The 12,721-nt window shown below is 72.1% G+C and carries 11 protein-coding genes; 4 read left to right on the forward strand and 7 right to left on the reverse strand.

Annotation, left to right across the window (positions count from 1 at the left end; all coding sequences use genetic code 11):
- Positions 1 to 18 precede the first annotated feature (18 nt).
- Entirely contained in the window at positions 19 to 969 is a 951-nt protein-coding gene (locus tag A6035_RS07470) for a proteasome assembly chaperone family protein (RefSeq protein WP_108847261.1), read from the reverse strand.
- A gap of 277 nt (positions 970 to 1,246) precedes the next feature.
- Between A6035_RS07470 and A6035_RS07475 the strand changes: the two genes are divergently transcribed.
- A complete protein-coding gene (locus A6035_RS07475) occupies positions 1,247 to 2,485 on the forward strand; it encodes a DUF4192 domain-containing protein (RefSeq protein WP_108849139.1) in 1,239 nt (412 codons plus the stop codon).
- 8 nt (positions 2,486 to 2,493) lie between these two features.
- Here A6035_RS07475 and galE read toward each other — a convergent pair whose 3' ends face one another.
- Positions 2,494 to 3,474, reverse strand: a complete 981-nt coding sequence (gene galE / locus A6035_RS07480) for a UDP-glucose 4-epimerase GalE (protein WP_108847262.1) — start codon at positions 3,472 to 3,474, stop codon at positions 2,494 to 2,496.
- A complete protein-coding gene (locus tag A6035_RS07485; RefSeq protein ID WP_108847263.1) occupies positions 3,471 to 4,160 on the reverse strand; it encodes an iron-dependent transcriptional repressor DtxR in 690 nt (229 codons plus the stop codon). Before A6035_RS07485 ends, galE begins: the two co-directional genes overlap by 4 nt.
- Before the next feature lie 224 nt (positions 4,161 to 4,384).
- Here A6035_RS07485 and A6035_RS07490 point away from each other — a divergent pair, with 224 nt between their 5' ends.
- Both A6035_RS07490 and A6035_RS07495 read left to right on the forward strand, forming a co-directional pair.
- Positions 4,385 to 5,617, forward strand: coding sequence for an acetoin utilization protein AcuC (locus A6035_RS07490; RefSeq protein WP_108849140.1), 1,233 nt, complete (start codon positions 4,385 to 4,387; stop codon positions 5,615 to 5,617).
- A gap of 46 nt (positions 5,618 to 5,663) precedes the next feature.
- Complete coding sequence (locus tag A6035_RS07495; protein WP_108847264.1) at positions 5,664 to 8,432, forward strand: bifunctional acetate--CoA ligase family protein/GNAT family N-acetyltransferase; 2,769 nt, start codon at positions 5,664 to 5,666, stop codon at positions 8,430 to 8,432.
- 112 nt (positions 8,433 to 8,544) lie between these two features.
- On the opposite strand, the gene A6035_RS07500 is transcribed toward A6035_RS07495, so the two are convergent.
- From A6035_RS07500 to A6035_RS07515, 4 genes are all read right to left on the reverse strand, one after another.
- Positions 8,545 to 9,513 (reverse strand): sigma-70 family RNA polymerase sigma factor, encoded by a 969-nt coding sequence (locus A6035_RS07500; protein ID WP_108847265.1) that lies wholly within the window; start codon positions 9,511 to 9,513, stop codon positions 8,545 to 8,547.
- Between the two features lie 184 nt (positions 9,514 to 9,697).
- Positions 9,698 to 10,135, reverse strand: coding sequence for a D-aminoacyl-tRNA deacylase (gene dtd, locus A6035_RS07505; RefSeq protein ID WP_108847266.1), 438 nt, complete (start codon positions 10,133 to 10,135; stop codon positions 9,698 to 9,700).
- Entirely contained in the window at positions 10,132 to 11,727 is a 1,596-nt protein-coding gene (locus tag A6035_RS07510; protein WP_108847267.1) for a DUF7782 domain-containing protein, read from the reverse strand. The genes dtd and A6035_RS07510 overlap by 4 nt, the downstream gene beginning before the upstream one ends.
- A complete protein-coding gene (locus A6035_RS07515) occupies positions 11,724 to 12,317 on the reverse strand; it encodes a DUF3099 domain-containing protein (RefSeq protein ID WP_108847268.1) in 594 nt (197 codons plus the stop codon). The genes A6035_RS07510 and A6035_RS07515 overlap by 4 nt, the downstream gene beginning before the upstream one ends.
- Positions 12,318 to 12,375: 58 nt before the next feature.
- Between A6035_RS07515 and A6035_RS07520 the strand changes: the two genes are divergently transcribed.
- Positions 12,376 to 12,621 (forward strand): DUF3039 domain-containing protein, encoded by a 246-nt coding sequence (locus A6035_RS07520; protein ID WP_007628744.1) that lies wholly within the window; start codon positions 12,376 to 12,378, stop codon positions 12,619 to 12,621.
- Positions 12,622 to 12,721 lie beyond the last annotated feature (100 nt).

A 12,721-nucleotide genomic window follows, 5' to 3' on the forward strand; every position in this document is an offset into this window, starting at 1 on the left:
CCTAGTCGCCGGCGGGCGTCACCCGTTGTGCTGCGGGTCGTCGCCCTGCCCGCCGTCGCCCGTCTGCTGGGCGAGGAACCGCTCGAACTCCGCACCGATCTCGTCGCCCGACGGCAGTGGCTTGCCGCCCGGGTTGAGGGAGTCGGAACCGAGTCGCGTCTCCATGAACTCGTCGTACTGCTTCTCCATGAGCTCGACGGCGGTGAGGATCTCGGGGCTCTGCGCGATCTGCGCGTTGACCTGGTCGGTGAACTCTTCGGCGGCCTTCTCCAGTTCGGCGGTCGGCAGCTCGAGGTCCGCGATCCGCGCGATGCTGCCCACCAGGTGGAGCACCGCCGCCGGGTAGGCGGTCTGCGACAGGTACTGCGGCACGTGCACGGTGAAGCCCGCGGAGGGGATCCCGTGTTCGGCCATCCGCAGCTCGAGCAGGGAGGTCACGTTGCCGGGCACCGAGAACTCGCCGGGCCAGGCGGAGAACCCCTTGATGAGGTCCACGTCGCTGGCGTGGGCGCTCGAGTTGGTGGGCCGGGTGTGGGGGACGCCGAGGGGCATCGCTCCCAGTCCGATCGACATCCGGACCCCGAAGGACCCGGCGAGGTCGATCACGGACTCGGTGAAGCCGTCCCACTTGAGATCCGGCTCGAGTCCGGACAGGAGCAGGAAGGACGTCCCGTCGGAGGCCTTGACCGCGTGCATCTGGATGGTCGGCTCGTTGTAGTCCGCGAAGCGGTCGAACGAGTACTTGAGATGCGGGCGGCGCGAGCGGTAGTCCACGAGCTCGTCGACGTCGAACTCGACGATCAGCTGGGAGTCCAGGCTCTCGCGGAGATGCTCGGACACGCCCTGGATCGCCTGTCCGGCATCGGAGAAGCCCTCCAGTCCGTGCACGAGGACCGGCCCGCGGCCGTCCTCGGAACGCAGGTCGGGAACGGGTTCGATCAGTCGGTACAGATCGCTGTGCCTGGCCATGTCGACTCCTCTCGTCACCACACCCCGTCCGTCGGTGGCGGGGCTCGCCCGGTCGTCCATCCGGGACGGGGGGTTCACCACTGTCACAACGTCACCACGCTCGAGATGATTCCCGCCCGATCCCCACAGGCCCCGGCTCCCTCCACAGGCGGCCGTCGGTCCGGCCTTCCGGGGCGGGGGACGGCCGCCGGGGTGGCCGATGGTGGGTCCGGTGCACGGCACCCGCGGACCGCGTCGCGACGGGGCGTGGACGCGCGAGACGAACGGGTGGCGAACGATGACGACGGGCGAGCTGAAGGACGAGGGCGGCACGGACGGGCGGGCGACGGTGGTGATCACCTCGCCGGAGGAGCTGATCGCCTCGATACCTGCGATGCTCGGCTTCCCGCCGGGGCCGGGGTCGGTGGTGATCCTGTGCGGTCGCACCGCGGACGGTGGACAGGGGCCGGTGGTGCGGATGGACGTCGACGGCCTGCTGGACGACGGCCGTGGGTTCCCCGGGGACGACGACCTCCTCGACGAGCCCGACGGCCTCGACGACCTCGACGATCTGTTCGACGACGACCCGCTGGACGACCTCACCGGCGACGCGTGCGGATCCGGAGTCGTCGCGATCGGTCGTGCCCGTCCGGCGATCGACCCCGATCCGGCGCGGGGGCTGGCGCGGTTCTGCGCGCGGGAGGGCATCGACTCGGTGCACCTGGTGGTGGTCCACGAGGACTGCGCGGACGGGTATCTGGCGGGGCTGCGGGCGGAGGACGCCGCGTCGGCGTTCGAGTACTGGCTGGGCGAGGCGGGCACGGGGGTGGAGGCGGCCTACGGGGTCGGTGGGTTCGCCGAGGGGGCGCCGTGGGTGGATCTGTTCGGGATGGCCCGGGGCGTGCAGATCGATCCGGACACGACGCAGATCGCCGCGGTGCACGCGTACGACGGCCGCGTCCGGGCCGGCTCGAGGGAGGAGATCGACCGCCTGTATCTCGTCCGTGACCCCGACGCGTGCGACGAGGGCCACCCGGGTGACGGCGACGTGGGCGGTGCGGGAGAGGCGGATGCGCACGGCCGGGGCGGCGCGCCCGCACGGGGACGCGACCAACGCGCGGAGCGGGCGCGCGCGGTCGCGGAGGCGGTGGAGCGCCATGACGACGCCGCGCGTCGGCTCGGGGTGGGGGAGGAGGTCGACGACGACGAGCTGGCCGACATCGGGCGGGACCTGCTGGTGATCGCGGTCCGTGACGAGATCTACCGGCGTCTCGCGATGCGGGGGCTGGGCGATCGCGACGGTCGGCGGCTGGTGTGGTGGGCGGTCGCGCGTCGTCGGCCGGCGCGCGAACGCTCGGTGGCGTTGCTGCTGTTGGGTGCGGCGTCGTACTTCGCGGGCAGCGGGGTGCACGCGTGGTCGGCGTTGTCGGCCGCCGTCGACGCCGATCCGGGGAACAACCTGGCCCGGCTACTGCTGCAGGGACTGCACCACGGGATGTCGCCGGAGCGGCTCAGGAGGGTGGCGGCGACCGCCTGAGCCGCCCGTCAGCGGGGGGCCGAGTGGGCCCGGTCGCCGAGCGCTCCGGTGAACGCCCAGGCGTCCTCGACCACCGTGCGCAGGTCCGTCCGGGTGGGATTCCAACCGAGCTCGGCGATCGCCCGGGTGCTCGAGGCCACGAGGACCGCGGGGTCACCGGCGCGCCTGGGGGAGACGACATCCGGGATCGGGTGCCCGGTGACCTCGCGGCACACGTCGATCACCTCGCGGACGGAGAAGCCCTCGCCGCTGCCGAGATTGAGCACACGGTGGACCCCCGGCGCGTTGGACTGCAGGGCCAGCAGGTGGGCGTCCGCGAGATCCGCGACGTGGATGTAGTCGCGGATGCAGGTGCCGTCGGGGGTGGGCCAGTCGTCGCCGAAGACCTTGATGTGGTCCCGGTGGCCCAGTGCGACCTGGAGCACCAGCGGGATGAGGTGGGTCTCCACGACCCGGTTCTCACCCGCGCCGTGGTAGGCGCCGGCGACGTTGAAGTAGCGCAGGCTGGTCGCGGCGAGTCCGTGTGCGACCGCGTACGAGGTGATGGCGTGGTCGATCGCCAGCTTGGTGGCCCCGTAGGTGTTGGTCGGCCGGGTGGGCATGTCCTCGGTGATGGGCACCTGCTCGGGCTCGCCGTAGGTGGCCGCGGTCGAGGAGAACACGAGGTTCCCGACCCCGGCCGCTCGCATGCCGTCCAGCAGGGCCAGGGACGTGACCACGTTGCCCTGCCAGTACTCCTCGGGCTTCTCGACGGACTCGCCGACCAGCGAGCGCGCGGCGAAGTGCAGCACGCCGTCGAAGGACGAGTCGAGGACCTCGGCTGCGCGCGCGGCGACGTCGCCCTCGAGGAAGGTCGCCCCCTCGGGGACGCCGTCCCGGTTGCCGGTGGACAGGTCGTCGAGGATCACCACCTCGTGCCCGCGCTCGATCAGGACGGTGGCGCACACGCCACCGACGTACCCGGCCCCGCCGGTGACCAGGAGCTTCACGACAGGATCTCGACCTGGATGGCGTGGGCGTGGTCGCCGTCGAGCTCGACCGTGCGGCCGTCCCCGGAGTCGAGTTCGACGAGGTGACCGCGACGGGTCGCGGTGACCGTCTTGAGCGGTTCCACGCCGGCCGCGCGGAACTCCGAGATCAGGTCCGTGTCGATCTGCACGTTCTCGCCGATCGCCCGGATGCGCACGGTGTGCGGTGTGTCGGTGGGCAGCGCGGAGAGCCGGATGTGGTCGCCGTGGTCGAGAGCCGACTCGGCGTAGCCGATGCGGTCCAGCCCCGGGATCGGATTGCCGTAGGGCGACGTCCGGGGGTCGTCGAGCACCTCGATGAGGCGCCGTTCGACGTCGTCGCTCATGACGTGCTCCCACCGGCACGCCTCGGCGTGGACCTTCTCGAGCTCGAGCCCGATCACGTCCACCAGGAGCCGCTCGGCCAGGCGGTGCTTGCGCATCACGTCCACCGCGAGCTCACGCCCGGTGGCGGTGAGCTGGAGGTGCCGGTCGGGTGCGACGAGCACCAGCCCGTCGCGCTCCATCCGGGCCACCGTCTGGCTCACGGTCGGCCCGCTCTGCTCGAGGCGCTCCGCGATCCGCGCCCGCAGCGGGATCACGCCCTCCTCCTCGAGCTCGTAGATGGTGCGGAGGTACATCTCGGTGGTGTCCACCAGGTCCTTCACGCTGCAGTCCTCCACGTCCGGATTCGTATCGACCTCCCGGTGGGTGACGACACCGACCGGGTTCTCACACCGAGACTACCGCCGGGCCACCGACCGGGGTGGGGAGCCGACGTTCATCGGCCGCCCCCGTCGTCGCCGCGTAGATTCGTGAGGTGATGTACCCCACGGATCTGGCGGGGTGCGCGGGGCCGGGAGAGACCCGGTCCGACAGGAGGGCGGTGGCCATGGCCGGGATCGCGGACGGCGTCGAGGCGAAGGTGGTGTGGAGCCCGTCGCTGCTCGAGTACCGACACTCCGCCGATCACCCCATGAGTCCGAAGCGCCTCGATCTGACCATGTCGCTGGCCACCGAACTCGGCGTGCTGCAGGGGGTGGAGCTGATCGATCCCGGGACGGCCCGGGACGACGAACTGCTGCGGGTGCACACCTCGCGCTACATCGACGCCGTGAAGGCGGCCGGTGACCTGCCGCCGGGGGAGCACGTGGGGATGAGCCACGGGCTGGGTACGGCCGACAACCCGACGTTCCCGGCGATGCATGAGGCGAGCGCGGCGGTCGCCGGTGGCACTCTCGCGGCCGCCCGCGCGGTGACCGGCGGCGCCGCGACGCGCGCTGTCTCCGTCGCGGGCGGCATGCATCACGCGATGCCCGCGGCCGCCGCCGGATTCTGCGTGTACAACGACGCCGCCGTGGCGATCAGCTGGCTGCTGGACAACGGGTTCGACCGCATCGCCTACGTCGACATCGACGTCCACCACGGCGACGGCGTCCAGACCGCCTTCTACGAGGACCCCCGCGTGCTCACGGTCTCACTGCACCAGCACCCCGCGACCCTGTGGCCGTCGACGGGCTGGGCGTCCGAGGCCGGCGTGGGCCGCGCGGAGGGCACCTCCGTCAACCTGGCGTTCCTGCCCGCGGTCACCGACGACCTCTGGCTCCGCGGCTTCCACGCCGTGGTCCCGGGCGTTCTGCGCGCGTTCGAGCCGCAGATCATCGTCCTGCAGGCGGGGTGCGACTCGCACCGCGAGGACCCCCTCGCCGATCTGTCGTTGACCGTCGACGGTCACCGCCGGTCCTATCTCGACGTCATCGCCCTGGCCGACGAACTGTGCGAGGGACGCCTCATCGCGGTCGGCGGCGGTGGCTACGAGCTGGTGCGGGTGGTCCCGCGCTCGTGGACCCACCTCATCGCGGCGGTCCTCGGGGTGCCGGTCGACCCGGGCACGGCGATCCCGGAGGGGTGGCGGTCCGCGGCCGGCCGGCTCACCGTCCCCGATCGGGTCCCGAGGGTGATGGGCGACGGCGAGGAGCCGGCCTTCACGCGCTGGGAGCCGGCGGGCGCCGACCGCGGGGTCGAGATGGACCGCTCGCTGGCCCGGCTGGACCAGTCGATCCTCGACACCCGTCGCACGGTCTACCCCCTGCTGGGGCTCGATCCCGACGACCCCCGGGACTGACCGCCCCTCGAGCCCCGTCCGGCACGACCTCTCATTGGAGGACCCCATGGCGCAACCCGGCGACCCCTCGACCGGCCCCACAGCGAGCGAGACACCGGAACCCACCGGGCGTCCGGGCGATCCGGCCCCTGCGGTCGATCCGCCCGAGCACGCCTCGACCGACACCTCGGTCGACGAGTACCCCGAGGGCTACCCGCACGAGTGGGCCGCGGACGTCCTCGGCTCGGACGGCCGGGCGGTGCGGGTCCGCCCGATCCTGCCCAACGACGCCGAGAAGATCTCCCGCTTTCACACCAGCCTGTCCGAACGCACCCGCTACCTGCGCTACTTCGGGTCCCGGGACGTCCTGAGCGAGCGGGAGCTGCGCCGGATGACCCACGTCGACTACCGCGACCGGATGGCGTTCGTCGCCGAGTTGGGCGCGGAGATCATCGGTTTGGCGATCTACGAACGGCTGCCGGACTCCACGTTCGCCGAGGTCGCCTTCACGATCTCCGACCAGCACCAGGGCCGGGGGCTGGGGTCGATCTTCCTCGAGCACCTGGCCGGCGCGGCGGCCGAGTGCGGGATCGACCACTTCGAGGCGGAGGTGCTCTCCGAGAACCGGTCGATGATCCAGGTGTTCCGCCGGGCGGGGTACGAGATCTCGCGGTCCTTCGACGGCTCCACGCTGCACCTCGAGTTCGCCATCGATCCGACCGAGGCGCTGACCAACGTCCGGAACTCGCGGGAGGCCGCAGCGGAGGCCCGGAGCCTGGCGCGCGTGCTGAACCCGGGATCTGTCGCCGTGATCGGCGCGTCCGACCAGGTGGGCAAGATCGGCCACACCGTCATGCGCAACCTCATCGGCAACGGGTTCGCCGGCCCCGTCTACCCCGTCAACTCGGACGCCACCTCGGTGCAGTCGGTCCGTGCGTACGCGAGCGTCCGGCACATTCCGGACCCCGTCGACCTCGCCGTCGTCGCCGTACCCGCCGCCTCGATGTCCGAGGTCCTCGACGACTGCCTGTCCAAGGGCGTGTCGACGCTCGTCGTCATCTCCGCCGGGTTCTCCGACATGGGCAGCGCGGGAGTCGTCTCCGAGAGGCGACTGGTCAGTGAGGCCAGGGCGCACGGGATGCGCGTCGTCGGCCCCAACGCGCTCGGCGTGATCAACACCTCCGCCGACGTCCAGCTCAACGCCACGCTGGCCGAGGTCGTCCCCGGCCCGGGCCGGGCCGGGTTCTTCTGCCAGTCCGGTGCGCTCGGCATCGCCATCCTCGCCGCCGCGGCGCGGCGCGGGCTCGGACTGTCCACGTTCGTCTCCGCCGGCAACCGCGCGGACGTCTCCGGTAACGACCTGCTGCAGTACTGGGACACGGACACCTCGACCGAGGTGGTCCTGCTCTACCTGGAGAGCTTCGGTAACGCCCGCAAGTTCTCGCGGATCGCGCGGCGCGTGGCCCGCAACAAGCCGGTCGTGGTGGTGCGCCGGGCCGTGGACGACCTGGAGTCGGGCGTGGAGGGCCTCACCGCGAACGCGATCGGAGGACTGTTCCGCGACTCCGGGCTCATCCAGGTGGACTCCATCACCGACATGTTCGACACCGCCACCCTGCTCGCGTACCAGCCGCTGCCCACCGGCGGCCGGCTGGGCGTCGTGGGCAACTCCTCGGCGGTCGGCCGGCTCGGCGGGGACTCCGCCCGTCAGCAGGGGTTCACCGTCTCCCACGCCGTGGACCTGGGCGCCGAGGCGTCGCCCGAGCAGTTCCGTGAGGCCATCGCGGACGCGCTCGCGCGAGACGAGGTCGACTCCGTCCTCACGGTGTTCGTCCCGCCGGTCGCCACGGATCCGGACTCCTATGCCGAGGCGATCCGCGCGGCGGCGGCGGAGAGCGCCAAGCCGGTCGTGAGTACCTTCCTCGCCGGCGAGGGGCTGCCCGAGGGGCTGACCGTCACGGACGAGTCCGGTGTGGCCGCCCGCGGTTCGATCCCGTCCTACCCCTATCCGGAGCGCGCGGTGTCGGCGCTCGTGCGGGCCCGGCGGTACGCCGAGTGGCTCGACCGGCCCGCCGAGGAGCCCGCCGAGTATCCGGACATCGATCGCGCGCGGGCCCGTGAGCTCGTGGACTCGCTGTCCCAGGTCCACGCCGGGACCGAGTCGTTCGAGCTCACGCAGGGCCAGGTCCGGGCCCTGCTCGAGTGTTACGGGATCGACATCGTCGACTACCGCGTCGTCACCGACGTCGATCAGGCCGTGATGGCGGCCGACGAGCTGGGCTACCCGGTCGCGGTCAAGGCGATGAGTGACCGCTGGCGCACCCGCAGCGACCAGTCGGGGGTTCGTCTGGACCTGGCGGACTCCGCCGCGGTGCGACACGCCTTCGCGTTGCTCCAGTCCACGACCGGCTCGCGGTCGCTGCACGTGCAGAAGATGGCCACGAAGGGGGTCGCGGTGACCATACGCGTCGCGGACCATCCGATCTTCGGCTCGCTGATCTCGTTCGGCCTGTCCGGGATGCTCTCGGACCTGCTCGCCGACCGGGCGTTCAGCACCCTGCCCATCTCGCCCTCCGAGGCGTCGACGCTCCTCGGCAGGCCGCGGGCGGCGGCGATCCTCGACGGCTACGCGGGGGACGCGCCGGTCGACCGCGACGCCCTGGTCGAGCTCATGGGGCGGGTGTCGTGTCTGGTGGAGGACGTCCCCGAACTGCGCCGCCTGGCGATCGACCCCGGCCTGGCGGCCCCCGACGGGCTCGCCGTGCTCTACGCCACCGTCCGGCTCGGTCCGCCGCCCCGCTTCAGCGGGAACGAGGGGCCCCGCCGGCTCCGTTGACGGCGGCGGGGACCGGTGCCCGCTGCGACGATCACGAGGCCCCGCCGCAGACGAACGCCGGCCCCGCCCTCGGTGGGCGGGGCCGGCGGTGTGTGACCGGGGTCGGAGGGGATCAGATCGCGTAGGACCGCAGCTTGTCTGCGCGGCGGCCCTCACGGAGCTTGGCCATGACCTCACGCTCGATCTGGCGGACGCGCTCACGGGACAGGCCGAAGCGCTTGCCGATCTGGTCGAGGGTGCGGGGCTGCCCGTCGTCGAGCCCGAACCGCAGGGTGATGACCTGCTGCTCACGCTCCTCGAGAGTGGCCAGCACGGCGCGCACGTCCGAGTGCATGACGTTGGACACCACCGTGTTCTCGGCGCTGGTGGCCTCGGCGTCCTCGATGAAATCGCCGAGCGGGGCCTCCTCGTCCGCGCCGACCGGCATGTCCAGGCTCACCGGGTCGCGCGAGTGGTCGAGGAGCTCCTCGATCTTGTGCGCGGGGATCCCCGACTCGTCGGCCAGTTCCTCGAGCGTGGCCTCGCGGCCCAGCTGCTGGTGCAGTTCACGCTTGATGCGCGCGAGCTTGTTGACCTGCTCGACCAGGTGGACGGGGAGACGGATCGTGCGCGACTGGTCGGCCATGCCGCGCGTGATGGCCTGGCGGATCCACCACGTGGCGTAGGTCGAGAACTTGAAGCCCTTGGCGTAGTCGAACTTCTCCATCGCACGGATCAGGCCCAGGTTGCCCTCTTGGATGAGGTCCAGCAGCGGCATCCCCCGGCCCGTGTAGCGCTTGGCCAGCGAGACCACCAGACGCAGGTTGGCCTCGAGGAGGTGGGCGCGGGCGGCCTCGCCCTCGGCGACGATCGTCTTGAGATCCGCCTTCTTCACCGGGCCGAGACGCTTCTTGGTCTCCAACAGGTGCTTGGCGTAGAGACCGGCCTCGATCCGCTTGGACAGCTCCACCTCGTCCTCGGCGTTCAACAGAGCCGTCTTCCCGATCCCGTTGAGGTAGACACGGACCAGGTCAGCGCTCGGGCTCTGGCCTTCCGGATCCGCCTCCGTCCGACGGTCCGATCGGGTGATGGCTGACGTCATGTCTCCTCCTCCTGCCTGGCCTTGTGACGAGGCCGGCGTTCGGTTGCTGGTGGACGGATCAGGCGCGTGCCCGGGTCACGGTCACGTACACCTACAACGACGGGGGTGCCGGTAATGTTCCCCGACCGATGATTTCGGTCACGGACCGTGCCGTAAAGGCTGTCACCATGACGCGCCGACGTCCTCAGGCCGAGCCCGGGGTCTCCACCATCACCGTGAACGGGCCGTCGTTGACGGAGTGGACCCGCATCATCGCGCCGAACACGCCCGTGGACACCTCGAGCCCCCGCTCGCGCAGACCGGCCACCACGGCCTCGACCACGGGTTCGGCCCTGTGCCCGGGAGCCGCCCTCGACCACGACGGTCGCCTCCCCTTGGCGGTCGAGCCCATCAGCGTGAACTGACTGACGACCAACACGGGGGCGCCCACCTCCGAGACACTGCGCTCCTCCCGCAGGATCCGGAGTTCCGAGATCTTGCGGACCATCGTCGCGACGACCGCCTCGTCGTCGTCGATCGAGACCCCCAGCAACACCAGTAACCCGGGCGCCGACAGTTCCCCGACGACCTCGTCGTCGACCGTCACCGACGCCTCGGTGACCCGCGAGATGACCGCCCTCACCCGCGCGGACCCCCGGGCGCGGCGGCGCCGGCCCCCGGCGGCAGGAGCCCCGGCACACCGACCGGCACGACGAACCCGTGCATGAACAGATCCGCGACCACCCGTCGGACGGGCGCGGCCAACTCGTCCGGATCCTCACCCGCGCCGGCCGCGGCGAGCACCACCAGGTCCTCCAGCGGCAGCGCGCCCGTCCGGGCGCCCCTCAGCACCGCCGCGGTGAGGGGGTCGATCTCGTGGCGCCACCGGGCGCCGGTCACGCGCTCCACCACCACGGTCGACGCGCCCGGCGCGCCCGCCTCCTCCGGGCCGGTCGGCGCGAGGGACTCCGAGACGTGCTGATGGACGTCGGGGGAGACCGTGAACACGGTCGCGTCCAGGGCACGGTCCTGGCCGCCGTGGCGCCCGGCGGCCTCGCGCAACCACGCGGTACGGGCGAAGTACGCCTCCGCCTCGTCCCCGAGGCCGTCGCCGAACGGATGGGTGAGGTCCTCGCACAACACCGACGACGGGCCCTCGACGCGGCGCAGGTACACGTAGCCGAAACCGACCCCGGCGACGTCCTCGGCCTCGAAGTGGTCCAGCCAGCGGTCCGCCGCACGCCACGTGGACTCGTCCCGCGGATCCATGCCCTCGTCCGTGAGCCACGTCCACACGTACAGTCCCGGCTCGGAGACGTCGCGGCGGAGGATCCAGGCGTCTACGCCCTCGGACGGCACCCACGACGCCACCCGGCTCCGCCAATCGGTGTCCTCGCGCTCCACCCAGGACGCCAACATGACGGCCGTCCCGCCGTCCCCCAGATGCTCGGGGGCGCCGGCGACCACCGTTCGACTCGCACCGTCGAGTGCGAGCCCCGACTCCCGGTACGGATGCCCGGTCTCCGGCGGTCCCACCACGAACGGGGGATTGGCGACGATCCGGTCGAACCGACGGCCCGCCACCGGCTCGAACCACGAGCCGCGCAGGAGCTCGGCCCTCAGGTCGTTGATCGCCAGGGTCGCGGCGGCCAGGTCGAGGCACCGCGGCGTGATGTCGGTCCCGGTGGCGGACTCGGCGGTGCCCAACGCGTGGACCATCTGGATGCCGCACCCGGTGCCCACGTCCAGGACCGACCCCGCCGGCGAGGTGGGCGTGACCCGCAGCAGCGAGAGCGTGGCCTGGCCGACCCCCAGCACATGGTCCGGCCGGGTGACGGTCCGCACCATCGACCCGTCGGGGTCCGCGAACACCCACCGCGTCCCGTGGCCGGTGTCCACCGGGCGCAGGTCGACGACCGCGCGTAGTGCCGCACCGTCGTCGACCAGCTCCCACAGGCCCGCGGCCACGCCGGCGCGCGGTTCGACGCCGGGGAGCGCGTCCGCCACCGCGGACGTCGGCAGCGGATCACCCAGCACGAACAGGCGCAGCAAGAGCCCGGCCGCACCCGCCGAGCGCGCGTGCCGGCGGACCGTCGCGGCGTCCGACCTGCCCAGCGCCGCGACCGCCTCCGGCCCGAGCCCGCGCTCGAGGCCCGCGACCGTGTAGTCGTGCCGGCGGAAGGCGTCCGCGAGCGCGGGTGCGAGATCGGCGAGGGTCGGGGTCGGACTCGTCACTGGTCGGTGTCGCTCTCGTCAGGGGTGGGGTGGCTGCGGGGGGACTCGGAGCCGGGGGAGTCGGGCCCACGGTCGGTCCGGCCGCGGGGGTCGCCGCCGTCGGTCCGGGGCGAGCCGGGCCCGCCGTCGGTCCGGTCGCGGGGGTCGCCGCCGTGGCCGGCCGCACCGGGGCCCGCGGCCGGGCCGATCGCCCGGCCGCTCCCCGTCTCGGCGTCCGGGCGGGTGCCGTTCGCGGCGCCGGTGAGGCTGGACGGCAACGCGTACGGGGTGTTCGAGGGAAGGCTCCCGGCCGTGTACGTCCGGGCCTGTCCCTTGGGCAGGGGCGGCCGGTCGTTGGCCCCGATGACCGCGATCCACGGGATCGGGATGGACCCCGCCACGATCGCCAACGCGATCCACGGGTTGTTCCAGAGGGAGAGCGACCCCGCGGCCAGGAGCAGCGCGGGGATCCGCACGCTCATCAGCACGAAGTAGCGCTTCTTCCGGGCCGCGAGCTCGTCCCGGTAGGATTCCCGCGCGCCCGTGATGAGCACGGGTCTCGAGGTGTCGTCCCGTTCGCCGGATCGCTGACGGCGGAAGTCGGGTGCCATGCGGCCCAAGGTACTCCGGCGTTGGCGCGGCGACGCCCGGGTGCGGCATCATGAGGGGGTGAGCACCACCCGGACCAAGACACTCGAGCGCCCCGAGGTCACGACGACCGAGGAGACGCAGGACGACGCGCCCAAGTTCTTCCACTACGTGGACAAGAGCAAGATCGCCGAGAGCGCGGTCATGGGCACCTACGTGATCGCCCTGTGTGGTGAGGTCTTCCCGGTCACCCGCTCCGCCAAGCCCGGTTCGCCGGTGTGCCCGGAGTGCAAGCGCGTCTACGAGACCCTGAAGCCTGGTGAGTGACCCCGGCGCGGTCCCGGGCCCAGACGAGAAGACCGCAGAACAGACCACTCCGTCGGCCGGGGGTGCGCCGCTGCGCGCCTGGCAGCGGACCGCATTGCGA

The organism is Dietzia lutea (assembly GCF_003096075.1).
GTDB lineage: Bacteria > Actinomycetota > Actinomycetes > Mycobacteriales > Mycobacteriaceae > Dietzia > Dietzia lutea.